This window comes from Chitinophaga sp., assembly GCF_036569185.1.
Classification (GTDB): Bacteria; Bacteroidota; Bacteroidia; order Chitinophagales; family Chitinophagaceae; genus Chitinophaga.
The window spans coordinates 33,914-58,458 of the sequence record NZ_DATCRD010000102.1; the positions used below are offsets into that span (position 1 = coordinate 33,914).

The 24,545-nt window shown below is 47.9% G+C and carries 17 protein-coding genes; 2 read left to right on the forward strand and 15 right to left on the reverse strand.

Going from position 1 to position 24,545, the window contains the following annotated elements; all coding sequences use genetic code 11:
* Positions 1–10 precede the first annotated feature (10 nt).
* The 12 genes from VIM72_RS07675 to VIM72_RS07730 form a co-directional block, all read right to left on the reverse strand.
* Positions 11–3,274, reverse strand: a complete 3,264-nt coding sequence (locus VIM72_RS07675) for a TonB-dependent receptor (protein WP_332002252.1) — start codon at positions 3,272–3,274, stop codon at positions 11–13.
* A 221-nt stretch (positions 3,275–3,495) separates the two neighbouring features.
* Positions 3,496–4,581, reverse strand: a complete 1,086-nt coding sequence (locus tag VIM72_RS07680) for a FecR family protein (protein ID WP_332002253.1) — start codon at positions 4,579–4,581, stop codon at positions 3,496–3,498.
* An 85-nt stretch (positions 4,582–4,666) separates the two neighbouring features.
* Entirely contained in the window at positions 4,667–5,236 is a 570-nt protein-coding gene (locus VIM72_RS07685; protein WP_332002254.1) for an RNA polymerase sigma-70 factor, read from the reverse strand.
* Positions 5,237–5,331: 95 nt separating this feature from the next.
* Positions 5,332–5,733: a hypothetical protein gene (locus tag VIM72_RS07690; protein ID WP_332002255.1), complete on the reverse strand. Its 402-nt coding sequence runs from the start codon at positions 5,731–5,733 to the stop codon at positions 5,332–5,334.
* Positions 5,717–6,463 (reverse strand): class I SAM-dependent methyltransferase, encoded by a 747-nt coding sequence (locus VIM72_RS07695; protein WP_332002256.1) that lies wholly within the window; start codon positions 6,461–6,463, stop codon positions 5,717–5,719. The genes VIM72_RS07690 and VIM72_RS07695 overlap by 17 nt, the downstream gene beginning before the upstream one ends.
* The gene (locus tag VIM72_RS07700) at positions 6,451–7,191 is read right to left on the reverse strand and encodes a DUF2071 domain-containing protein (protein WP_332002257.1); all 741 of its coding nucleotides are present in this window, start codon (positions 7,189–7,191) and stop codon (positions 6,451–6,453) included. The genes VIM72_RS07695 and VIM72_RS07700 overlap by 13 nt, the downstream gene beginning before the upstream one ends.
* A complete protein-coding gene (locus VIM72_RS07705; RefSeq protein WP_332002258.1) occupies positions 7,175–7,552 on the reverse strand; it encodes a DoxX-like family protein in 378 nt (125 codons plus the stop codon). Before VIM72_RS07705 ends, VIM72_RS07700 begins: the two co-directional genes overlap by 17 nt.
* A gap of 82 nt (positions 7,553–7,634) precedes the next feature.
* Positions 7,635–9,119 (reverse strand): glycoside hydrolase family 32 protein, encoded by a 1,485-nt coding sequence (locus VIM72_RS07710; RefSeq protein ID WP_332002259.1) that lies wholly within the window; start codon positions 9,117–9,119, stop codon positions 7,635–7,637.
* Between the two features lie 18 nt (positions 9,120–9,137).
* A complete protein-coding gene (locus VIM72_RS07715) occupies positions 9,138–10,856 on the reverse strand; it encodes a RagB/SusD family nutrient uptake outer membrane protein (protein WP_332002260.1) in 1,719 nt (572 codons plus the stop codon).
* A gap of 18 nt (positions 10,857–10,874) precedes the next feature.
* Entirely contained in the window at positions 10,875–13,949 is a 3,075-nt protein-coding gene (locus tag VIM72_RS07720; RefSeq protein ID WP_332002261.1) for a TonB-dependent receptor, read from the reverse strand.
* Positions 13,950–13,992: 43 nt separating this feature from the next.
* Entirely contained in the window at positions 13,993–14,898 is a 906-nt protein-coding gene (locus VIM72_RS07725; protein ID WP_332002262.1) for a carbohydrate kinase, read from the reverse strand.
* An 11-nt stretch (positions 14,899–14,909) separates the two neighbouring features.
* Entirely contained in the window at positions 14,910–16,238 is a 1,329-nt protein-coding gene (locus tag VIM72_RS07730) for a sugar porter family MFS transporter (protein WP_332002263.1), read from the reverse strand.
* A 208-nt stretch (positions 16,239–16,446) separates the two neighbouring features.
* Here VIM72_RS07730 and VIM72_RS07735 point away from each other — a divergent pair, with 208 nt between their 5' ends.
* Positions 16,447–19,206: a hybrid sensor histidine kinase/response regulator transcription factor gene (locus tag VIM72_RS07735; RefSeq protein ID WP_332002264.1), complete on the forward strand. Its 2,760-nt coding sequence runs from the start codon at positions 16,447–16,449 to the stop codon at positions 19,204–19,206.
* Positions 19,207–19,391: 185 nt separating this feature from the next.
* A complete protein-coding gene (locus VIM72_RS07740) occupies positions 19,392–19,589 on the forward strand; it encodes a KTSC domain-containing protein (RefSeq protein ID WP_332002265.1) in 198 nt (65 codons plus the stop codon).
* Positions 19,590–19,707: 118 nt separating this feature from the next.
* On the opposite strand, the gene VIM72_RS07745 is transcribed toward VIM72_RS07740, so the two are convergent.
* The 3 genes from VIM72_RS07745 to VIM72_RS07755 all read right to left on the reverse strand — a co-directional run.
* The gene (locus VIM72_RS07745; RefSeq protein WP_332002266.1) at positions 19,708–20,844 is read right to left on the reverse strand and encodes a TlpA disulfide reductase family protein; all 1,137 of its coding nucleotides are present in this window, start codon (positions 20,842–20,844) and stop codon (positions 19,708–19,710) included.
* Positions 20,845–20,863: 19 nt separating this feature from the next.
* Entirely contained in the window at positions 20,864–22,378 is a 1,515-nt protein-coding gene (locus tag VIM72_RS07750; RefSeq protein WP_332002267.1) for a RagB/SusD family nutrient uptake outer membrane protein, read from the reverse strand.
* Positions 22,379–22,395: 17 nt separating this feature from the next.
* Positions 22,396–24,545: hypothetical protein (locus VIM72_RS07755; protein ID WP_332002268.1), on the reverse strand; the 2,150-nt coding region annotated here is incomplete at its 5' end.

A 24,545-nucleotide genomic window follows, 5' to 3' on the forward strand; every position in this document is an offset into this window, starting at 1 on the left:
CTGCTTTTAATCAGAAAGTAACATTTACACCAAAGTTGTAGGTTGCGTAGAGCGGGTATACATTGTTGTCTATACCAGCTTCTTTGGGCTTACCGCCAATTTCCGGTGTGAATCCCCGGTAATTGAAGAAGTTGAACGCATTCTGTGCATTTGCAAATACGCGCAGGTTCTTCATGCCCCATCTTTCTGTCATAGCAGCCGGGAAATTATATCCCAGCTGGATATTCCTGATCCTGAAGTAGCTGCCGTTTTCCACGAAGAAAGAATTGGGCAGGTAGTTATCGCGGCCGCCGATGAAAGCAGAAGGATAGGTATTGGAAGTACCTTGTCCATGCCAGCGCTTATCATAAAAATCCTTTGTAAAATTTTCATTTCCAAAGCGTGCGCCGAGGTTTACATTGTATACATCTACCCCTGCAACGCCCTGGAAATCGAGGGTCAGATCAAATTGTTTCCATGAAAAGAAAGTATTGATACCATAGCTGTAACGGGGATTGGGGTTGCCCAGCGGTACACGGTCGTTCGCATCAATTACGCCATCGGGCACGCCTTTGGGGCCGCTTACATCCCTGTATTTAAAATCGCCCGCCCTGGCTTTAGGTTGGGCGGAGTTTAATGCTTCTGCATCTGTCTGGAAAATTCCGTCTACCAGGTAGCCTACAAATTCACCAATGGGCCGGTCTACCATGGTACGTGTGCTGCGCGCGCCGCTGGTAAGTCCGCCGCCGCCTGCATAAATGGGATTCTTACCGGAAACAACGCTCAATACTTTGTTCTCATTATAGCCTACGTTACCGCCAATAGAGTAGGTAAAGTCTTCCTTTATTTTGCTTTTCCAGCTTAATGCGATTTCCGCTCCGCGGTTCTGCAGATCCGCCTGGTTGGCGATGATAGTACCGGAATTGGTACCTACAGAGCCGGGGATGTTCACATCAAAAATAGCCTGCACTGTTTTGCGGTTGTAGAAACCTGCTTCCAGGTATAAGCGGTTATTGAGCATACTGGCTTCTACGCCCACATCAGTACCTACGCCTTTTTCCCAATAAGTGGTGGGTGGCACTACAGAGTTGATGCTGGCGCCGGTATTCACATTACCACCGAAGATAGCCGTGAGGTAAGGATCCTGGGCCACTCTCAATACAGAGATATTGGAAATGATGGAAGCGTTTCCTATTTGCCCCCAGCTACCGCGTAATTTCAGGTTATCAAAGAAGTGCTGTTGCTTCATAAAGCTTTCTTCACTGATGATCCAGCCTATACCTACAGAAGGGAAATAGCCCCAGCGTTGATTGCCATAGAAGCGGGAGGCGCCGTCGGCACGCAGCGAGGCATTCAGCAGGTACCTGTTTTTAAACGAATAATTGATCCGTCCGAAATAGGAAGATACCGTATAAACATCTCCTTCATCTGTTATTTCCCTTCCCGCTGTACTACCCAGTTTCAGGTACATATCGCCTTCACTGTTGTTAGGCACATTAGGCGCGGTGGCAGTGAGCTTATAGGTTTGATAGCGTTGTGCGCCCTGGCCCAGTAATACTCTCAGGTCGTGATCCTTGAATTTATTCTGATAGGTTAATGTATTTTCCACGATCCAGTTGCGGGTATCTGTATTTTCCCGGGTGAGTTTACTGTTGGTGGCGCGTTGTGCAATAGTAGCTGCATATACAGGTACATAGTTACGCATCAGGTTCTCACCATACTCGCCGCCGGCGCTGGTGTGGAAGGTAAAGTGTTTGGCAAACCGCAGATCGGCGTATACACTACCGGTAACAGTTTGCTTTTTGGTGATCTGGTTGAAAAAATCGAGTGTGGCCTGTGGATTAAAATTAGCGCCTTCACCCAGGTTATAATCGTTCGGATCGCCATAAGTACCATCCGCGTAATGCACGGGCACTACAGGGCCTGCAGCATACAACTGGCGCCAGATATAATCAGGAACATCATTTGATTTATTGGCAGATGCAGTAACGGTGTAACCGATCTTCAGGGGCTCAAACACCTGGAAATCGTTTTGTAACCGGGCGGTGTAACGCGTAAAATCATTGGTGTTTACCAGGCCCTGCTGATGAAGATATCCTACGGAGAAATTATAGGTAGATTTATCTGATCCACCGCTTACAGATAACTGGTGATTGGTGACCAATGCGTTCCTCAGCGTTTGGTGATACCAATCAGTGCCCCTTCCAAACTGGGAAGGATCATCGAACAGGGGGGCTTTATCGTTGCGCTCCTGCAGTTCATTTACCAGCGTAGCATACTGGCTGGCATCGGCCATTTTTACTTCATTGGTTACTTTCTGGTAGCCTACATAGCCATTGTAGTTCACCACCGGTTTACCTGATTTTCCTTTCTTTGTGGTAATGAGCACTACACCGTTTGCTGCGCGTATCCCGTAAATGGCTTCACTGGAAGCATCTTTCAGGATACTCATATTTTCGATATCAGCAGGGTTGAGGAAATTGATATCATCATACCACACTCCATCCACTACATATAACGGGTTGGTGCTGCCATATACGGTACCCATACCCCGTATCTTGATTTCCGGTGCTGCTCCCGGCTTACCGATATTGGTGATGGTTACTCCCGGCACTTTTCCCTGGAGCGCGCTTACAGGATTATTGATGGGTTGTTTATTGATCTCTTCTCCTTTGATCTGGCTGATAGCGCCCGTAACATCCACCTTGCGCTGCACGCCATAACCTACTACCACTACCTGTTCCACCATGCTTACAGATTCCACCAGGGTTACATTGATCACGGAGCGGCTGTTCACCGGTATTTCCTGGCTGGTAAAACCGATAAAAGATACCAGCAGGGTAGCGTTTTCAGGCATTGTGAGCGTATAGGTACCATCCGGGCCGGTAACCGTTCCGCGGGAAGTGCCTTTAACACTGATAGTGGCGCCCGGCACCGGTGTATTTCCATCTTTACTGGTTACCTTACCGGTGATCTTAATATCCTGCAGTTCACCGGTGTTAGCCATGATCACCACAAGATTGTTGTCGATCACTTTGTATTTAAGGCCGGTATTGGTCAGTATTTCGCTCATGAGGTCAGCCAGACGTGTGTTGGTCACATCCACATCCACTTTCTTCCTGATATCTTTCAATGCGTTATTATACAGGAAACGATATTCGCCTTGTTTTTCAATGCTACTAAGCACTTTGGCGATCTCCGTTTCTTTGAGCCGGAGGGTTATTGTTCCCTGCCCTTTCGCATTGGCAGATACCTGGAGCACACCTGCCAGCAGCAGTACGGCGGTCCAATTCATAATTAATAAGACTTTTTTGAAGGCATGGGAGGGTCGCTTCGCAGTTGTTAGCGATTTTTTCATACTTTTAGATTCAGAGGTAATAAAATGGAAGCCAGCTGTTTTCAAGGATCGGCGAAGCTTCCTGTTATGCTTCAGGGGAAATGTTGGCGCATTTCCCTTTTTTGTTACCAGCAGCTCAGGACGAATTAAAGTTGTTACCTTTTTTCATAACGGAAATATTACTGGTTAATAATAATTTCAGTACCGTGGAGGGTGTAATTAAATGCAGCAGTCATTTGTAATGCCTGCAATGCCTGTTGAATATTTTCCTGTGCAAACACCCCTGTGAAGCGCAGTTCTTCTTTTTGTTTATCTGCAAACCGGATCGTTACCCCGTACCAGCGTTCCATGCGTGCTGCCAGCGATGCGAACGACTCATCGCGGAATACGAGTTTATTTTCCATCCAGGAAGTTTCCACAATAGCATCTTCCTGTTCTGCATAGTAAGTAAGATGTTTTACGGCCATTACCGGTTCACTGGCTTTCACCGTATGTAAAGCGCTGGAATCGTCTGATACCAGGATCTTCTCGGTAGGTTTCAGGATGATCCGCTCACCCGGGCGCCCTTTAAGCGAAGCTTCAATACTGCCCTGCAACAGCGTGGCTTCCGTCATTTTATCGTCCGGATAAGCCTTTAAATTGAACCGGGTGCCCAATACTTTTACATCCATCCGGGCGGTATGGATAATAAAGGGGTAATCTGCATTTTTAGCGATATCAAAAAAGGCTTCACCGCTGAGGTTCACTTCGCGGTTGTTATTACCAAAATCTTTACTGTAGGTAAGTTTACTGCCGGCGTTGAGCCATACATGCGAGCCATCGGGCAGCTGAACAGAAGTACGGGAACCATTGCGGGTAGCAACTTCGCTGATCGCAGGTGAGTGGGCGGTTTTTCCTGAAGGTTGCCACCACCAGGCGGCAGCAGCTATAAGCACTCCTGCAACTGCAGCGGCAGCCACATAGCGCAGCCAAGGTCTTCTTTTACCTTCTTCCAGCTGAAATACAGCGGCCTGCTGTTCTTCAGCAGGTAAACCAATGCTAATGCCCCGATCCTGCATACGGTTAATGAGGCGGGTATGCGCCTCCTCTCCTTCCGCCCTTTCGGCCGGATCAGGGGTTGTTTTCCAGATATTTGCAATGGCTTCCACCGGGAAGTGAAGATCAGGATGTTCGCGCAATAACCCCTCCAGCTCCTGCAGTTCTTCTACAGATGCCTCCCCGGCCAGTTTCCGGCCCATCAGTTCCCATATGCGCTTATTATTCATAACGTTTCGATAGCTACTCTGTATATAGGTACCTTTTGGGATCAATATCTACTAAAAGAAACAAAAAAAAATTTCAGAAGGGGTATCAGCGGGACGATTTCTTCAGCTGTACATTCAATACCCTGGCTATTTTAGCGAGGGCAACGGCCAGCTGGTTGTCGATGGTTTTAACAGACACATTCAGGATTTCCGCTATCTCTTTATACTTCAGGCCATCTTCACGGATCAGCTTAAAAATGATCTTACAGCGGGGTGGCAGTCCTTCTATAGCCGCTTCAATGCGGGTCAGCATCTCTGCCGTAAGCAGCATCTGCTCCGGGTCCTGGTGCGGGCTTGCCAGTTCTACAGACAATTCGTCGATAGTAATGGCCGATTGCTTCTTTTGCCTGAGCAGGTATTTAAGCGCCGTATTTTTTACGCTTACATACATATATACCTGCAGGTTATTCACATTTTCCAGGTGCTGGCGGCGCTCCCACAGGCTGATGAATACATCCGATACTATTTCCTCCGCCGTTTCGGCAGACTTAACAAAAGAAACCGCAAACTTCAGCAGGGGCTTATAAAAGTGCAGGAACAGTTCCCTGTACGCCACTTCATCGTCGTATAAACTAATACGGCGCTGCCACTCCTTTATATCGTTTGCGTGGAACATGAATCAGCTGCTTTGGTAAACAAAGTAAACGAAAAAAACAATGCGGCGTGGGATGAGGTGGTTTATAATTAGCGGAACTGCTACCGTTCCACACCTTACACATCCACCCGGGATACCAGCAGGAAAACAACACTAAAATACCCCCAGAGAAAACAAAACACAATATGCACAATCGTCTCAAAACGTTTCCCCTTCCATAACACAGGGGAATAAACAAAAAACTGGAACACCAGGCGGCATAACCAGAAAATAAAAAACCCAAGCGCAAGCAGGTGTCCCAACCGCGTATGCACAATATCTTCTGCGGCATACACACAGGCCATTCCCATCAGCAGCACCATCAGCCCTATAAAAAAAGTATGCACATACATGATCTGCCTGCTCAGCAGACTGATCGAGGCAAACTCCTTCTTCCAGTTAAAATAACGGGGAAAGAAAACATGTACCAGGGATAATAACACCAGTATATAACCAGCAATTTTAAGATGCAGTTCCATTTTTCTGTAATGTGTAAGCCGACAAAAAAGGGGTGATCTTCTTTTCTTTTTCCAGCTGCAGCTCTGCGCTGTTAAATGCTTTCTTCCAGGTTGCTCCCGGAAAAAAATGCAGGAACCCGATCGTATAGGCGATAAAGTTAGGTATGTCTCTCAGATGCTCCAACACCACAATTTTTCCATCCGGGGCCAGGCAACGATGCAGCTCTTTAAAAAAAACCGTTCTTTCCGAAGGATCCCTGATCTCATGCGCCGCCAGTAAAAGAAACACCACATCCACCGATGCAGGCTCCAGCGGTACAGCGGCAGTGCTGATCACTTTCGTGCCAGCATAAGGCGCATACCTTTTGCGGGCACGTTCAACAGATACCTCGGTATGCATCTCCGGATTATAAAAATCAAACACCTGTAAATCCGCTTCCGGGTATTTATGCGCCAGCAAGTGGCTGGTTTCATCAAACCCTGCATGAATGTTCACTATATGCCGGGGCCGGAGACCCATATCATCCAGCCACTGTAAGGTATACAGATCCGAACGGTCGTAAATATACCAGGAAACCAGTAACGACAATAAAGTGGCGATAGCAGCGCCGCATAACATCAGCCGGGTTAATGTATATTGGGTGAACAACAAACCCACCACAAGCAACAGCAAAAACAGCACATAAAAATGCCAGTTGAACCGGATAATATTTCCAATACCCTGAAACGGTGCTCTGCTTATCTTCTCCATATATCTGTTTTTCCTTTTTTCCAGTAATAAGGAATCTGCCGGATGATAAATGCGTTCGCTAACCTGCCTCCTTGTAATGCAGGATGATGCAGGAATCCAATCTCGCTATGCAATACCGAAACCGGCGCCGGCGTCCAGTTTTCTCTCACGCCTTCAATGATCAGCACTTCGTCCGACTGTTCATTACAGGTAAACGTAAAAGGCAATGGCCCTGCAAACCGCCTTGCCTCCTTCCAGTTATTAAACGGGGAACCTTGCGGTAAAGTAGCGTCAGCATCTCCCGCATCAACCCTGATATCCAGTCCGGAAGCTACGGATCTAACGGAAATAATATCCTTTTCCCCGTTAACAGTAATATCTGTAGTGGTATAACGGTAATGGGTAAACAGGTTTCCAAGAAATTGCATCTTCTTCCGGTCTGTTTCGGATTTCAAAATATATAAACCTCTTAACCGCTTACCTTTGCTATTAGTATAGCGCACAAATACCCGGTAACCCGTCAGCACAAAATCATTGCCCATAAAAGCGGGGAATCCCTTTGGCCGCAGGCTTTTTGTTTTAACGATCGCAATGGCTATAAAAGCCCACTGGTCCTGGAATACATCAGGCTCCAGCTGGGGAGGCAGCAACGGTTCCAGCACCGCTACAGGAAACGCATAGGTGAGCACCAGCGAACTTTCAAAGAACGCTTCCACTGCAAAAGGATGATTTTTAAGAAAGGCTAACATGGGTTTTAAATTCATTCAGGTAAATGATCAGGATAAAAACAGCAGCTATGACAATATTTATTCGCCCGAACAACAAGAGGTCCGGTACCACAATAAATTCTATAATATTCATAGCGGCTACCAGCAGGATCTGTGCAATGGCGCACCAGCGCGATTTTATACGGGAAAGTATCCAGATGGCCATCCCTGCCTCCAGGATACCGATAGTGCGTGTAAGCACCGCTGCGTGATCTTCTCCCAGTATCCGGGCTACAATCAACTGGTGCCGGGGAACATAATTCAATACCTTACAGTATATCCCGTTTATGATCCATACAAGGGCGATGGCAATATTAATAACGTTCTTCTTAGTAAAGGGCATGGAACAAACTTAATATACTACAAGTTAACACAAAAAACGCCGGACTCAAAAGAGCCGGCGCTTTTATATTTACTGAACTTATCTATTTACCTAAATCCCATGCTTTTAACCCGTTCAATTTTACTTCCCCGTTCTCCGCGAACACCGAAAAACCAGTAGCGGCTTTATCCGGGAATATCAAGGTGGTAAGCACTTTTTCCCCATCGTTTACAAATACTTCTACCGACGACCTATCCAGTAACACCTGTAGCCTGATCCTGTTATTAACAGGCTGTATGTTCAGGTGCTGCGTATCTTTTCCATCGCGGATGTACAGTTCATTCCGTTGTACATTATAGCCTACTACTACACTCTCTGCTATTTTAAAGCCAAAATCAGTAGCGGTGGCCAATGTAAACTCAGCATCTGCCCAGTAGGCGTTTGTGCTAAAACCCTTATTATTACTTAACTGCAGCTCTTTGCTATTAATACGCTGGGGCTTAAGCTGTAATTTCTTTGCAGCTGGCAATTTCTGAAGATAGGTACTGATCCCTGCAGAAGGTTGCTGAAATAAACGTATACCCGTTGGCGTAGTTTTCAGTTGAAGATCACGGGGAATAGACATTTGTCCGCGCCATGGCGAAGTGGGCGTTTCAAATGGCATCAGCCATCCTATCATCATACGCCTGTTATCCGGCAGGTTGTTGTAGGGAATAGCGGCATAGAAAGTTCTGCCATAATCTACAAACAACTGGTCTTCCGGCTTATTATCGTTGGTGAATGTTTTACCATCGAAGTTGCCCACGAAATACTGCATGCCTGTAGCGGCGTCCTGGTTACCGGAAGAGATCATCAGCAACCATTTCTTTTTTGCCGGGTTGCCATCAACGTTCATGGGCGTAAGCGAAGGGCATTCCCATATTTTACGGGTATCGCCCTGGTTGCCGAATTCACTTAACAGCTGCCAGTTCTTCAGGTTTTCAGATGCATAGAACTGTACTTTATGTTCAGCAGGCACGGCTACTGTCATCAGCCATTTATGCTGCTCTTCCAGCCATATCACACTTGGGTCACGAAAATCTTTTTTATTGATATCCACTACCGGGTTGCCTGCATAATTGGTGTAGGTTAAGCCGCCATCGTTGCTGTATGCAATAAACTGCGATTCCTTTTGCTGCTTTGGCTGATCGGCGGTATAAATGGCCACCACAGGAGCTTTCCCATCCTTACCAAAACCGCTGCTGTTGTGTTTATCCAATACAGCTGAGCCAGAAAATATCCAGGTGGTGGTATCTTTTGTTTCTATCTCCGGGATAGCCACCGGCAAGTGGTTCCAATGCAGCAGATCTTTACTGGTGGCATGGCCCCAGCTCATATGTCCCCATTTATTTTCAAATGGGTTATGCTGGTAATACAAATGATATACGCCGTCCAGGTAAATTAACCCATTGGGATCATTCAGCCAGTTCTTAGCCGCAGTAAAGTGATACACCGGCCTCCACTGCGGGGTGGGCGTGGCATTGTCCTGTGCGTATAGCCATGCGGGTAATAATCCTGCCAGCAATATGGAAAAAAGTTGCTTCTTCATAACAATGATATTTTGTTTTTACCAGCCGGCGTTTTGTTTATATAACCCTTTGCTGTAATTAATCTGGTTTAATGGTATGGGCAGGTATTCGTCCCTGCCTTTTTTAAAGGACGCGTCATTCAGGTGAGCCCGGCGTGTTTTTTCCACGGCAAAATAAGCATTGAGATATTCAGCTGCAATACCCCAGCGCACCAGGTCGAAGAAGCGGGAACCCTCCATGGCAAATTCCAGGCGGCGTTCCCAGCGCAGGGCCTGGCGGGCAAAGTCGGTGGTCCAGGTGCAGTTTACGCCCGGTTGATAAGTGTTCATTTTATAACTGGATGTGGATGTACCATTTGCCAGCTTTAATAAACCCGTGCTGGCCGCGGCTCTCGTTCTCACCTGGTTAATGAGCGGCAATGCTTCCGCAGCGCGGTCCAGTTCTATCAATGCTTCTGCCTTAAATAACAGCACATCTGCATAACGGATAATTTCCCAGTTCTTGGAGCTCGACATAAAAGGCGGCACCTTCTGAAACGTAGCATCGCCAGGTAATACCGCTTCTTTCAAACTAAGATAGCTGCCATATACTTCAGGAGCGCGGGCCCAGGCCCGCTGGTAAATAAACGCAGGATCATACTTATACGGATGCCCGGGAATAGCCACGGTATGATCTAACCGCGGATCAAAAGTGTGGGTATGAAAATCCGCTTCCGTGGAGATGTTTGCATTGTTGAACGTTTCAAACAGTGGCAGCCCGTTAGTACCTGTCTGAAAAGCATTCACCAGGTTGCTGCTGGGTGAATGGAACCCGCAACAGCCATAGTCCTGGTTCATAGGATAATCCAGCGCATGGCCGTAGTCGAGGCGACCTTTGGGCGTTCCATCATCTTTTGAATACTGGATAGCAAAAACGGATTCCGGGCCGTTTTCACTTTTCGACAGGAAGTTGTTGGCGTAATCAATTGCCAGCTGGTATTTACCGGAGCTGATCACTTCATCGCACAATGAATTTACCTGTTGCAGCAATGTGGCATCGATAGCTGTTACATTATTATTTTCATCCTGCTTATAGGCTTCGTATAACAGTGTTTTAGCCAGGTAAGCCTTTGCTGCAAATTTATTGGCTCTTCCTACCTGCGGTTGTACATCGGGGAGATGGGAAGCGGCAAAAGTGAAATCATCTGCGATCTTTGTCCATAGCTCCAGGTTGGAATAAGTACGGTTGGAAATGGTATCGTAGGATTCCTTTGGCGCATTTTCATCGATGTAAGGAACGTATTTGAACAATGTTTTCAACAGGAAATAATAATGCCCTCTCAGGAACCTCATTTCCGCCTGCCGCACTGCCTTTTCCGGGAAACTATTTTCAGTGGCCTTGTTCAAACGGCCCAGGGCATCATTTACACGGCCTATGCATACATACAGGCGGAACCACAGCAAATCGGAAGAGCCATTGTCGATCCTGTTCAGGGAAAAGGTTTCATAAAAGTGAAAGTCGCTGATGTCACCGGCGCCATCGCCGCCTTTGTAAGCGTCGCCGCTGCGGATATTGCCATAGGGCCACATGCTGGAGTATGGAGCCGTATAGTGATCATTGCCCAGCGATGCATAGGCGGCGGTCACCATTTTTTCCAGGTTGGCCGGCGAATTCAGGTCATCACCGGAAATAACGCCCTGCGGCTCCTGGTCCAGGAATTTGCTGCATGCGCCGAGCAACAGGCAGCTGAGTAAAAGTATATATTTTATGTGCTTCATGATGGCAGTGTTAAGTATTTAAAAAGACAGGTTGAAGCCAATAGTGCCTATCACCGGAATGGGATACGCATTATTGGGATTCTCGGGATCGGTGGCGGTAAAGCTTTTGTTCTTAAAGGTGAGCAGGTTACTGCCCTGCAGGTATACCCTTGCTGTTTGTAAACGCTTGCTGAACAGGTGCTGGAAGCTGTATCCCAACTGCAGGTTCCTCAGTTTGAGATAAGAACCTGATTCCAGGAAATAAGTAGAGGTACGGTTCTCGTTATTACGGTCTACCAGTGTGAGCGCAGGAATGGAAGCGTTTGGATTTTGCGGCGTCCATGCGTCCAGCGTGCGTGCGCCCCAATTAGTTCCCGGCCATATGGAAGCAAAATCAGTGTACGTTTTGTAAGTATTATATACCTGTATGCCTTGTATTCCCTGGAGGAAGAAGGTAAGATCAAAGTGCTTATACTCCAGTGTTACGTTCAGTCCGTAGGTAAAATCCGGATCCCCTTTCCCGATGTAGTCGCGGTCTTTATCATCAATCACTTTATCGCCGTTCAGGTCTTTATAACGGATACGGCCCACGCCTTTCCCTATCTGGGCTGCATACTCATCCACCTCTTTCTGTGAGCGGAACAAGCCATCTGCCACGTATCCGAAAGTGGAATTAATAGAACGCCCCAGGATGGTTTTATCCTGCCCGTTGCCGGGATAGGAAGTGAGCACTTCTTCCGGCAGTTTAGTGATCTTATTGCGGTAGGTGGCTATGTTACCGGTAACGGTGAGGGCCAGTCCGGGTGCGATGTTGCCGTTGTACGACAATAATACTTCCAGTCCTTTGTTCTGCATGGAGGCGCCATTCACGAATTTAGTACCGCCTTCACCGATTACAGCGAGATAAGCCGGGCTGATAAGGATATCGGATGTTTTCTTAACAAAATAATCTATGGAACCGGTAAAGTGATTATTGAACAGGCCAAAGTCTATACCCGCGTTGGATTCCATTGTGCTTTCCCATTTCAATGCAGGGTTGCCCTGCTGGATGAGGGTATAGCCGGACGGTAACTGTCCCGAGCCAGCCCCGCCCAGGTCGTATGCGCTGCCGCTGTCGAAGTCCCAGGTCGGATCTATGCCGTAAATAGCAGAATATAACGTATACGTAGCGTTGTTCGCAATTTCCTGGTTACCTGATTTACCCCAGCCATAGCGGAGTTTCAGATCCGACAGGAAAGGCAGGTTCTCTTTCAGGAAGTTCTCTTCGCTTACGCGCCATCCCAGCGATACTGCGGGGAACATCCCGAAACGGTTCTCCTTTCCAAAGCGGGAAGAACCATCACGCCGAAGGGTTACCGATGCGAGGTATTTGTTATCATAAGAATAGTTGGCTTTCCCGAAATAAGATAATAACGTATAGCCGCTACCGGTACCACCGTTATCTTTATTGGAAGATCCTGCATTCAGGTAGGCGTAATCAATATTTTCCAGGGCGTATCCCTGGCGGCTGGCGTAAAAATTCTGCGCCATATATTTAATCTGTTCTTCTCCCAGAAGAAAATCGAACCTGTGCTTCTGCAGTGCTACGTTATAAGTAAGCGTATTTTGCCATACCCAGTTACCATTATAGTCCTGCGATGTTTGGGAGAAATTGGAAGGATCAGACAAGAACCCGGAAGTATAGGATTTACGCAGCGTACGCTGGTAGGTGCCATTATAATCTACTCCATAGCTGCTTTTGAAGTGGAGGTTAGGAATGATTTCCACATCCGCATATACGTTACCGAATAAACGAAGAAAATTGCTTTTGTTCTGCCGGTTATCTTCAATGAGCCTAACGGGATTCTGCCTGTCGGTCATACCGGGAGCAGGGCCGCCCCAACCGCCGTCAACAGTATGTACCGGCACCACAGGTTGTTGCACCAATGCAGCGAAAAGTATATCGCCGGCCGGCACCAATGCGTCCCTGATGTAAGTGGCAGAAAGGTTTTCGCCGATCTTCAGCCGGCCTTTAAAAAAGGAATAGTCCGTATTAAAGCGGGCGGTTATTTTCCTTTGCTGTGTTTCTTTTACAATGCCTTTGTTGTTATACATGCCCACGGAGAAATAGGAATTACCTCTTTCGTTGCCATTGGCAATAGATACGTTATAGGTTTGCAGCAGGGAAGTTTGTGCAATCTGGTCGTACCAGTAAGTATCCGCCGGCTTCATGGTTTTGGCCGCGTCGATAAATTCCGGCAGTATAATTTTATTCAGCACCGGGTTGTTGTAATCGCCGTTCCAGTCGTACTGGTAGATCTGGTTATTATTCGGGTTGGCATGATCATTTACGGCAGCCTGCCAATAGGCGCGGCCTCGCCCATCTGTATTCAGCGTTTTCAACTTGGTACTGTAATCCTGCAGGGAAGCGGATACATCTGCGGTGATGCGGCTGTAGCCTTTCTTCGCTCTTTTGGTGGTAACAATGATAACGCCGTTAGCCGCACGGGAGCCGTAGATCGTAGCGGCAGAGGCATCTTTCAATACCTGGATGGATTCAATATCGTTCTGGTTCAGTTCCTGCAATCCTCTTTTGGTAGGGATACCATCAATTACATAAAGCGGGTCGTTATTGCCCAGGGTACCAATACCGCGGATACGTACAGTGGCATTGCTGTTGGGATCGCCGTTGGTAGTGATGAACACGCCGGGAACGCGACCCTGCAGGGCTTTCACCGGGTTGCCAAGCGGGATGTCTTTTATTTCACTTACGTTCACTACGGATACGGCGCCGGTAAGGTCTGCCTTTTTCTGTGTCTGGTAACCGGTTACAATCACCTGGTTCAGATCCGTGGCGTTTTCTTCCATTTCTACCGACATATTGCCTTCCGTTGCTTTCAGCGACATTGGCTTCATACCGATGTAGGAGAAGTTAAGTATTTCCCCAACAGCAGCCGGCAAGGTGAATTGCCCGCTGCCATTGGTAATGGTGTTCCTGTTGCCCGCCTGTATGGTAACCCCGGGCAATGGCGTTCTGCTTTGTTTACTGATAACGGTACCGGTAATGTTACGTTGCTGTGCCATGGCGAAGAGGCCGAACAGCAACATCGGTAATAAGTAAAACAATTTTTTCATAAATGGAATTTGTGAAATGGTGGTGTGGAAATGTAATAATTGGCTAAGTATGCTGTGGTACTTTCATCATGCTGTATATATCGGCCGGATCATATGCCGGGCAGCCGCCGTGGCGGGATGCTACCAGTGCGCCGAGCGCATTGGCATAGGCCAGGCTCCAGGCGGGAGAGCGCTGCTGCAGCCTGCTTACAAGAAAGCCTGCCAGGAACGCATCTCCGCTGCCAATGGTATCTGCTACTTTCACCGGCTGCCCTTCCTGGTAATAAAAAGCCCCGTCTATATATCCCATGCAGCCTTTGCTGCCCAGGGTAACTACTATTGTTGGAATGTTAAAGCGGGAGGATAATGCCTGTATTTGTTCTTCATGGGTAGACCAGCTGCCGTACCAGGCGCTGATCAGCTCCAGTTCGGCAATGTTCAGTTTCAGCAGCTGGCAGCTGCTCATAAGCCACTCCAGCGTTTCCTGCGAATACCAGGGTGCGCGCAGGTTAATGTCCAGCACTTTTATGGCGGGCGACTGCAACGCTTTCCGGAGTGTATTGCGGGATACTTCGTGCCGGGCCATCAAACTGCCAAAAACAATATACTGCAGGTCATCTCCTGATAACAGGTTTTCCAGGGAATCATTCCAGGCAATATGATCCCAGGCTACCGGGTACAGGATATCATACTGCATATCGTTGTGCGTATCCATCCAGGCATTTACTTTACCGGTGGCATAGGTGGTATTCGTTTGTACGTAAGCGTTAGAAAGCTGCATATTATGCATGAGCTGCAATAACCGCCGGCCATGATCATCTGTTCCCGTAGCCGATACCATGGCCACTTGCTGCGACAGTTTCTGCAGATGGTACGCTACATTCATAGGAGCGCCGCCCGGCAGTTCCCGGTCTGGTAAAATGTCCCACAGTATTTCCCCGAGGCAGGCAATGTTATACTTGTTTATCATAAGCTGTATTTTTAATGCACTACCATTGTCATTTCAATTTCTTCCAGTGTTTGCCCTTTTGTTTCCGGCATCAGGCGCCATACAAAAAGCAGTTGCAATACCATCATGCCGCAGAAAAAGGCGAAAATGTGGCCGCCGCCGATGTGGCTGGCCAGCCAGGGAAAGGTAAAAGCAATGATGGCCGCCATGATCCAGTGGGTGAAACTGCCCAACGTCTGACCTTTGGCCCGTACCGCGTTTGGAAATATCTCTGAGATAAAGACCCATATCACGGCGCCCTGCGAGAAAGCGAAGAAGGCAATGTAGATAAGCAGGTAAGAGATCACCGCTATACCGCCGGTATGCGTGTAAAAGGAGATGGCGGTGAGCCCCAGCGTGGCAATCAGCCCTATGGTACCTATCAGCATCAGCTGCCGGCGGCCGATACGGTCAATAAACCGTATAGCCGTTAACGTAAAAATGAAATTCACGATGCCGAGCCCCACGGTAGAAAGCAGGGACGAAGCGGTACCTAAACCTGACATCTCAAAAATGCGGGGGGCATAATAAATAATGGCGTTAATACCCGATACCTGGTTAAAAACCGCGAACAATACCGCCAGCAACACCGGTGTGCGGTATTTGCGGGCGAACAGCCGTTCCTTTGGCGCACCAATACTTTGGTGCCGCGACTGGCGGATGGTATTGATATCTTCTTCATAACCGGCAGGATTGATGATCTGCAGGGTTTTGATGGCAGCCGCCTCTTTTTTCCCGCGCAGCAGTAACCAGCGCGGGCTTTCAGGCACCCAGCGGAGCAATACCAGGAACAAGGCCGCAGGAATAGCCTGGATGCCCAGCATGAGGCGCCAGGAGTTTTCACCCCCATATCCGCCAATAAAGTAGTTCGACAAATAGGAGATCAGAATACCAAAAACCACGTTAAACTGGAATAAAGCGACCATTCGGCCACGATAAGATGCGGGAGAAACTTCTGAAATATATACCGGGGCCGTTACTGAAGAAGCGCCAACACCCAGTCCGCCAATGAAACGGCATACCAGGAAAAAATACCAGTTAGTGGCCATGGCCGTACCAATTGCTGATACCAGGTATATTAAAGCCACCAGTAATAAAGTGGCGCGGCGGCCCAGTTTATCTGATGGGGTACTGCCTCCCAGCGCGCCAAACACTGTTCCTATTAAGGCGATGGACACCGTAAAACCATGCTGCACTTCCGTTAAATGCCAGTATTGCTGAATATGCTGTTCCGCACCGGAGATCACAGCCGTATCAAAACCGAAAAGAAAACCGCCAAGCGCTACTACAAAGGCCCAGAAGAAAACAATGTTGTTGTTCATAACGTAGAAATAGTTTGATCGATATGTCAAACCTACTTCTTTGAAAAAGGCTGCCGTTATTGTATCACACCAGTTTATTTCAAAATTATAACAACCTGTATAACTTGATTTATAATATTGATAAATAACAATTTATATATCATCATAGATATATTACTACCAGATCTCTTTCAATTTTGTATCATTGTTTTTAGAAATAAAACCAAAATTGCCAGTTCGATATCTCTATTTAATATGTCTTCCCCTGTTAGTATATATTGCAGGATGCCGTCCGGAAACAGGGCCAAAGTACCGGATCGGGTTTTCCCAGTGTACCGGTAACGACGACTGGCGCCGGAACATGCTTACGGAAATGAAGCGGGAACTTTTTTATCATCCGGAGATGCAGTTATTGTATCGCGATGCAGAAAGTGACAGTAAGCGGCAGGTGCAGCAGATCCGGGAACTGCTGGCAGGGAAAATTGATATCCTGGTAGTGTCGCCCAATGAGGCAGCTCCGTTGGCCCCGGTAATTGCCACCGCCTATGGACAGGGCATCCCGGTGATCATCCTGGACCGTAAGGCCGCCACCGATTCCTTTACGGCTTACATCGGGGGCGATAATTACAACATCGGTAAACTGGCCGCAGAATATATAGCGGCACAATTGAATGGCCACGGCCGGATCATAGAAGTAACAGGATTAAGGGGCTCGTCCCCCACGGTGGAACGGCACCAGGGCTTTCATGACGCGCTGCTGCGTTACCCTGGCCTGAAAGTGATAGCCACACTGGAAGGCAGCTGGGTGGCCGACAAAACCCGGGAAGCTGCTGCATATAACGATTCTGCGGTACAACAGGCCGATATCATTTTTGCGCAGAACGACGTAATGGCGTATAGCATGTACCGTTATTGCCGGGAAAAAGGCAACCTGCGTACCCGCTTCATCGGCGTAGACGCTTCACCTTACCCCGATGCCGGCATAGACCTTGTATCCCGCGATATCCTCAGCGCCTCGCTGCTGTATCCCAGTGGCGGCAAAGAGGCCATCAGCATGGCCGCCGATATCCTCTCCGGCAAAAAGGTGCCGCGTAATACCCTGTTGCAAACCGTACTGATAGACAGCAGCAATGTAAAGCTGATGCGGTTGCAGATAGATAAGATACAGGCCCAGCACCAGGAAATAGAACAGCAGCAATCGTTGCTGCAGGAACAACGCTCCCTGTACCAGGATCAGCAACACCTGTTGCGCATAGTGGTAACCACATTGGGCATTGCTTTCCTGCTGGGTATTGTGCTGTTCTTTATTTTACGTACCAACAGGCGCATCAACCGGCAACTGAAACAACAACGGGATGAGATCCTGCAGCAACGGGACCAACTGGTGGAAATGACCGCCAGGGCCCAGGAAGCCACAGAGGCCAAGTTTACTTTCTTCACCAATCTTTCCCACGAGTTCCGTACACCGCTTACACTGATACAGGCGCCCCTGGAAAACCTGATGGGGAGCAGACAGCTTTCCTCCATTCAGAAACAACAGCTGGAACTGATGCGCAGGAATGTGACGCACCTGATGCGGCTGGTGAACCAGCTGCTGGAGTTCCGGCGGATTGAGAGCGGGAAGCTGCAACTGAAAGTGGCTGAAAACGACCTGCCGGCCTTTATGCTGGAGATCATGGAAGCCTATAAAGGCATAGCCGTAAAAAAACATATCGACTTCCGGCTCATCACCCGGCAACCGGGGATTAAGGCATGGTTCGACCAGCACCTGTTTGACCGGGTGTTGTATAACCTGCTGTCCAATGCATTTAAATTTACCAGCGATTATGGAAAGGTGCATATCTATCTTGAACAGCCGGGCGCCGGGCAGGAAGCGGTGATCCGTATTGAAGACGATGGCAGCGGCATGGATGAAAATACGCTGGCGCATGCCTTTGAACTATTTTACCAGAGCCGGAACAATGAGCATAAAGGTACCGGTATAGGGCTGGCACTGACCCGGGAAATTATTTCCCTTCATCATGGCAGCATCAGCGTAAAAAGCAGCAAGGGCGCCGGCACTACTTTCAGTATTACCTTACCCGGTACTGCTGCCCCTTTTGCGCCGGAAGAAATACAACAGGAAGATGAGCATATGAGCGTGATCAATCATTCCCTGCATAATTATACAGACGAAGAACCGGACGATATACCTGCAGAAGAATTATCTACAGCCACACAGTCGCACCCGCATTCGGTACTGCTGATTGAAGATCATCCTGACCTGAATCATTTCCTCGCTGATTTCCTCAGCGGCCAATATGAAGTGTTTCATGCAAGCAACGGAGAAGAAGGGCTGCGGCTGGCCTTTGAACATATACCCGACCTTATCCTGTGTGATATTATGATGCCGGGTATAGATGGTATCCAGGTACTGCAAACATTAAAAAAGGATATCCGTACCTCGCATATCCCTGTGATCCTGCTCAGCGCCAACAGCAGCGAGGAACAACGGATAAAGGGTATGCAGCATAACGCAGACGCCTATATCAGTAAACCTTTCCACCTGAAATACCTGGCAGAAAGTATCAGCAGCATGCTTAATAACCGGGCTTTATTGAAAGACCACTACATCGCAGAGCCGGAAACCAGGGTATACAGCGCACAATCCAGCAAGCCTGACCGCAGGTTTGTAAATGATTTCACGGCCATTGTGGAAAAGAACCTGGGCAACGATCATTTCGGTGTAGAAGACATCTGCCAGGAACTGGCCATTTCAAAGATGCAGCTATATCGTAAAGTGAAGTTGCTGCTGAACTGTAACGTAAACGACTATATCCTGGAAGCGCGGGTGAAAAAAGGCAGGTACCTGCTGGTGAACTCCAAACTATCAATTGCCGAAATAGCCTATGAATGCGGCTTTTCTTCCCCTGCTTATTTTTCTACGGTATTTAAGGCCCGCACACAGCAAACACCCAAGGCGTTCAGGGATAAGAAAAACGAAGGATGATCATAAAGAAGAAGGGGCCTGCCAGTTATGATTCCGGCAGGCCCCTTTTTACAAGTGAACAGCAAACTATTGCCAGAGTTAAACGGGGGTACATTACAAATTCCACACCACAAATAAGTATGGAAACATTTCCCCGAAACAGTCAATATAACCTCGCACGGTATGATAATTGATCCGGCGCAGGTATGCCCTCTTCTGTGGTTGCCCATATGATTTATGACGCTGATAAGCGTACGCTCCGGATCATATTTGTATCAGGAATGGTATATGATTATAAAGATGTGCCTGAAACCGTTTACCTGGCCATGAAGTCGTCCGGCTCAAAGGGCATCTATCTCAACAAATATATCAAAGGACATTACGACTTCGAAAAAATCAAATAAGGGGCTAAAGTGAAAGCTTTGGAATTGCGTAAACCATGACCATCATCGGTGTATCTAAATAAAAAGAGAGTGTATCATATCCGATACACCCTCTTAACAAGCAGCAGATGAAGGCAAATTAATGTGTCAATATTTCCGCCAGCTTTTTGTCCAGCTCTTCCCCACGTAAATTCTTCGCTATAATTTTCCCATTGGGATCCAGCAGGAAATTCTGTGGTACCGCACGCACGCTATACAATTTCGCCACTTCATTTTCCCAGTATTTCAGGTCTGATACATGCGTCCAGGTGAGCTGATCAGTATGGATCGCTTTCAGCCAGGCATCATGCCCGTTCGCCTGATCGAGTGATACGCCCAGGATGGTGAAAGACCGGTCTTTATACTTGTTAAAGGCGGCCACCACATGCGGGTTTTCCGCACGGCAGGGACCACACCAGCTTGCCCAGAAATCCACCAGTACATACTTGCCCCTGAAATCAGTAAGGTTCACGGGCTTGCCAAGTGTATCATTTTGTGTGAACACAGGAGCAGTGGCGCCAACAGCTGTTTGCTTCCAGCCATTGATCAGTGCCGCCAGCTCCTTCCCTTTTTTGCTTTCCTTTACAGATGCCGAGAGTGTATTAAATACTGTTTCCAGCTCTGCAGGGTTATCAGGAATAGAGCCCGCACTGCTTTGCAGGGCATCAATACTTACCAGGGATTTGGGATTTTCTCTGATGAATGCCTGGTAAATCTTTTTCTCTTCTTCACGGATGGCCTTACTTTTTTCCTCGTAGGATTTTTTAAATTCAGGCGACTTACGGGTTTCATTGCTGGCGGCAATGTAATCTTCCATCAGCTGGTCCCGCTGCGCGGTGGCCGGTTGCAGCTTCGCCTGCAGGCGCTGCTGATCATCGTTGAGCCGGGAGCCTTTTATAGTAGCATTATACACGGAGTCTTTACCACTGAGCACAATGGTGCCCTTTTCAAGATATACAGCCAGCATATCCGACTTATACGACATTATATTGGTGGGCGGCCCGTGGCGCAATATCAGCGTAGCTTTTACAGGATCGCCCACTTTGCCCTTAAATTCAAATACGCCCTGTTTCAATTCAGCGGAATCCCTTACGGTGGTTCCGTCGGCCCGGTAAGTCAGGAACAGTTTGGCGGGTGCATCCAGCGCCCCTATTTTTCCTTTCAGTACATAGGCTCCGTCCTGGGCCATGAGAGCGGCAGGGAATAAAGTCAGCATTGATACTAAGATGTGTTTCATATTGATGTTGATTTATGATTTAAAATGGTCTTCCATCCAGCGGTATATTCCATTGCGGGTTAAACTTCAATATCACGTTGGAGATGGTTAAAATAAAATCTTTTGAGTCTACCGTTCCTTCGTGTATTTCCGCTCCTATTTTATGCTGTATCTTCTGCTTGCTCCAGGGCTTGCCGGTTTCAAGACAAAGTCTTTTCAGATCCAGGAAACGCTTGAACGATCCGAGCGGCAGCTCCCTTCTTCTCTCTTCCAGCACCTGCCTGATCACTTCATCCTGGGAACCTACCGGCAACGCGGGCGTACCTGTTTTATAACGGTAACGGCGCAACGTATTCAGGTCGTCGATGGCGGCAGACAGCTGGTTGGTGCGGGCATATCCTTCTGCGCGCATCAGCAGCAGTTCGGGGTAAGTAAAGCCTGCAGTCATGTTTGTTTTGGCGCCGCGATAATACTGGATCCGGTTACCGTCGTCATAAACAACGTTATTATAAGTAGTCTTATAACCGGGTGCTGTTAAAAAGAAATATTTGAACCGCAGGTCATTGGCCTGGTCATACAACGCAATCACCTCATCGGAAGGATAACTGGAAGAAGACCTGCCTGCGCCGGCATCAAGGTTCCGGTAAAACAGGTTCTCACGACTGTTGGCCGCACTCAGGAAATTATCCGGCCCTTTAATGGTGCTGTTGATAAGGTTGGTGGGATCCGTCCATGAAAAAGTGTTATAGTCGTAGATCAGTTTGTCGGTTCCTCCTTTACTGGCAGCGGTCCAGGCAAGATTGGCGTAATACACTACGCTGTCGTATTTCTGTGTAAACAGGTGATAGTAGGCCAGCAAAGCCTGCGCTGCCGCTTTATTGGGACGGGATGGCCAGTTGGTTACTTCCGGTATATCCGGCAAAGCGGTGAGCACGTCGTTGGCCACCAGTGCAAAAGCCTGCTGCTGGGTAGACAGGTCAGGCAACGGGGCGCCTATATCAGCGCTGGTGACATAGGGAATCGTTTTGGTATCGTTGGGTGTACCGGGCTTATACACCGGCCCATATACCAGTGTGGTGATAAAATACGACCATGCCCTGTTTACCAGCGCCTGCGCCACTACTGCCTTTGCGTATTGCTGGTTTTCTGCACTGAGATTGGGAATGGCACGCACCCCATCTATCACGTTGTTAAAATAAGCCATAGACCGGTAAGTGCCCCAATCCCAGAAATAGTCCGATGTGGCCGGATTTTTATAAGGTTGTCTGAAAACATAGGCCCAGTAACGGTCGATGTTAGGATGGTTATTGGCCTTGTAATTGATATTTCCTATTCCCTCGGAAAGCGACAGGTTATCTGTTAAATAACCAAGATTACAACCAGTGTTGTTATCGATAAACACCCACTGCGCAATGTTGCTGTTATCCAGCAGGTGGTCAAAATCCGCTACCTCCGAAGGGATTAGTTTTCCTTTGGGCTTTACATCCAGGAATTTCTGGCAGGAACTGATACTTCCTGCTATGATGATAACGAGTATGAGTATACGCTGTTTCATGATCGCCGTGTTAATTGTTAAAGACTGAATGATAACCCTACATAAAATTCCGGTCGCAGCGACAGGGAAGAGAAGCCCTGTTCTGTAAATGCCCCGGTACCGCCGGACAGGTTCAGCTCTGATGTTTCAGGATCGCGATGATCGCTGTTGGCGGTGATCAGGAACAGGTTCCTTGTCTGGAAATAAATGCGGGTACTGGTGAAGCCGATACGTTTCAGCAGGTGGGGATTGATATCGTAGGTTAAGGTTACATCGCGCAGCTTCAGGTAATTGGCGCTTTCTATGAGTATATCCGAATAAGGGAAATAAAACATATCCATATTCCAGCTGCTGAGTTTCGGGTAGATAGTATGCGCCTCATCTCCCGGTTGTTTCCATCTTTCTGATACATGTTTATTCAGGATATTGGATCCGCTGAAAGCGTCTCTCCTTAACACATTCCCCATCTTCGCAATAAACATAAATGATAAATCGAAGTGCTGTACACGGAAAGAGTTGGTTAAACTGATCGCATATTTAGGGCGCAGGGTACCGCTGTAAACCAGGTCGCCCACATCTACGTTACCGCCACCGCTTTTTTCTCCTTTAGTGGTATAGAACTGCGACACACCGTTATTATCCAGTCCGGCAAACCTGTAGCTATACAGGGCATCCAGGGGATCGCCTGCTTTTTTTATAGCGCCGTTGGTGATACTGGAAGGATACTGGTAGTTCACATTGTAAGTAACAACGGTGTTGTTATTGTAGCTGAAATTGAGGAAGGTATTCCATATAAAATTGCGCTTGCGCAATACATCCGCATTCACTGAAATTTCATACCCTTTGTTTTGCACCTGCCCTATATTCTTCACCAGTGAACTAAAGCCCCGTGTAGGATCAATTGCATCAGATGCCAACAGATCACTGCTGTTACGCAGGTAATAATCTGCAGTAACATTGATCCGCCTGTTCAGCAGGGAAATATCCACGCCAAAGTTGGTACTTTTTGTTTTTTCCCAACGCAGCGAGTTGTTGGGAGGAGATGAGATACTGTAAGATACATCTCCTGTATAATTAGAATAACTGCCAGGGGTAATGATCAGGAAAGGTCCCGAGTTCAGGGAAATATTTCCGTTGATACCATAAGAAGCGCGCAGATCGAGACGGTCGATGACCGGTACATTAAAGAATTTTTCCTGTGCCAGTTTGTAGGTGCCACCGGCAGACCACAGCGGCTTATAGCGGTAACGGGGATCGGTACCAAAGAAGTTGGTTTGATCCAGCCGGATACTTCCGCTGAGAATAAAGCGGTTGTCGTATTCATAGGAGCCGTTGGCATACCAGGAAACAAAACGGTTATCCTGGTACGCATAGCTGCCTATACTGGCGGTGGGCCTATTGCTGCCCAGCATGTCGGCACTATAGGAACCTGCGTTATAATCGGCATAGTTAAAAGTAGAAAATGTACCTGCCTGATCGTTATACCCAAAGCGTGTTGGAAGCGTGTTATTATCGAATGTGTTCCGGCTGATTTCATTACCGGCAATAGCGCTCACGCGGTGTTTGCTGGCGATGGTGCGATTGAAGTTGAGCTGTGCGCGGAACATATAGCTCTGGTTGAAATTCCTGGCCTCATTCACTACGGCGCCATCAGGGATATAATGTTTGGAACCATTGGAGATGGAAGTATTATCATCGTACCAGAGCCGCACCCGGTAAGCCGTTTTATCGTACAGGGATCTGCTTTGTGCATCGCCCCGGCTCCAGGTACCTCCTGCTTCCACGTTCAATCCTTCGAGGAGCCTCACATTGATGCTACCGCCCAACCGGATCTGTAACGCTTTGGTGGTGCCGGTTTCCAGGCCCAGGTCTTCCAAAGGATTATAGTATAGTGGTTTCATGCCTGTTAAGCCTGCATACCTGTCTTCCTTCTTCTGGTTTTTGGAAGGCACATTCTGCGGTTCGCCGGTGGCCGGGTCTACCAGCAGTGTATATGGCTGTATCAGCGAGGTGTTGGTGAATGCCAGCATATCCTGCCAGCCTTTTACCGGGGCGGAAGAAGTAGTATAGTTCACATTGGAGAACAGGCGGATGTTCACGCCTTTGCGTGGCTGCCAGTCGTTCTTCACATCAAAGATGAGGCGGTTATCCGAATTGCGGACCGTGTTATTCTGGTTAGACACGTATC

What these genes read in the sequence shown, in the direction of transcription:
- VIM72_RS07720 (WP_332002261.1), bottom strand. Translation starts at nt 13,949, where the DNA reads ATGAAAAAATTGTTTTACTTATTACCGATGTTGCTGTTCGGCCTCTTC.
- VIM72_RS07710 (WP_332002259.1), bottom strand. Translation starts at nt 9,119, where the DNA reads ATGAAGAAGCAACTTTTTTCCATATTGCTGGCAGGATTATTACCCGCA.
- VIM72_RS07730 (WP_332002263.1), bottom strand. Translation starts at nt 16,238, where the DNA reads ATGAACAACAACATTGTTTTCTTCTGGGCCTTTGTAGTAGCGCTTGGC.
- VIM72_RS07725 (WP_332002262.1), bottom strand. Translation starts at nt 14,898, where the DNA reads ATGATAAACAAGTATAACATTGCCTGCCTCGGGGAAATACTGTGGGAC.
- VIM72_RS07745 (WP_332002266.1), bottom strand. Translation starts at nt 20,844, where the DNA reads ATGAAACACATCTTAGTATCAATGCTGACTTTATTCCCTGCCGCTCTC.
- VIM72_RS07695 (WP_332002256.1), bottom strand. Translation starts at nt 6,463, where the DNA reads ATGGAGAAGATAAGCAGAGCACCGTTTCAGGGTATTGGAAATATTATC.
- VIM72_RS07675 (WP_332002252.1), bottom strand. Translation starts at nt 3,274, where the DNA reads ATGAATTGGACCGCCGTACTGCTGCTGGCAGGTGTGCTCCAGGTATCT.
- VIM72_RS07705 (WP_332002258.1), bottom strand. Translation starts at nt 7,552, where the DNA reads ATGCCCTTTACTAAGAAGAACGTTATTAATATTGCCATCGCCCTTGTA.
- VIM72_RS07740 (WP_332002265.1), top strand. Translation starts at nt 19,392, where the DNA reads ATGCCCTCTTCTGTGGTTGCCCATATGATTTATGACGCTGATAAGCGT.
- VIM72_RS07690 (WP_332002255.1), bottom strand. Translation starts at nt 5,733, where the DNA reads ATGGAACTGCATCTTAAAATTGCTGGTTATATACTGGTGTTATTATCC.
- VIM72_RS07700 (WP_332002257.1), bottom strand. Translation starts at nt 7,191, where the DNA reads ATGTTAGCCTTTCTTAAAAATCATCCTTTTGCAGTGGAAGCGTTCTTT.
- VIM72_RS07680 (WP_332002253.1), bottom strand. Translation starts at nt 4,581, where the DNA reads ATGAATAATAAGCGCATATGGGAACTGATGGGCCGGAAACTGGCCGGG.
- VIM72_RS07750 (WP_332002267.1), bottom strand. Translation starts at nt 22,378, where the DNA reads ATGAAACAGCGTATACTCATACTCGTTATCATCATAGCAGGAAGTATC.
- VIM72_RS07715 (WP_332002260.1), bottom strand. Translation starts at nt 10,856, where the DNA reads ATGAAGCACATAAAATATATACTTTTACTCAGCTGCCTGTTGCTCGGC.
- VIM72_RS07685 (WP_332002254.1), bottom strand. Translation starts at nt 5,236, where the DNA reads ATGTTCCACGCAAACGATATAAAGGAGTGGCAGCGCCGTATTAGTTTA.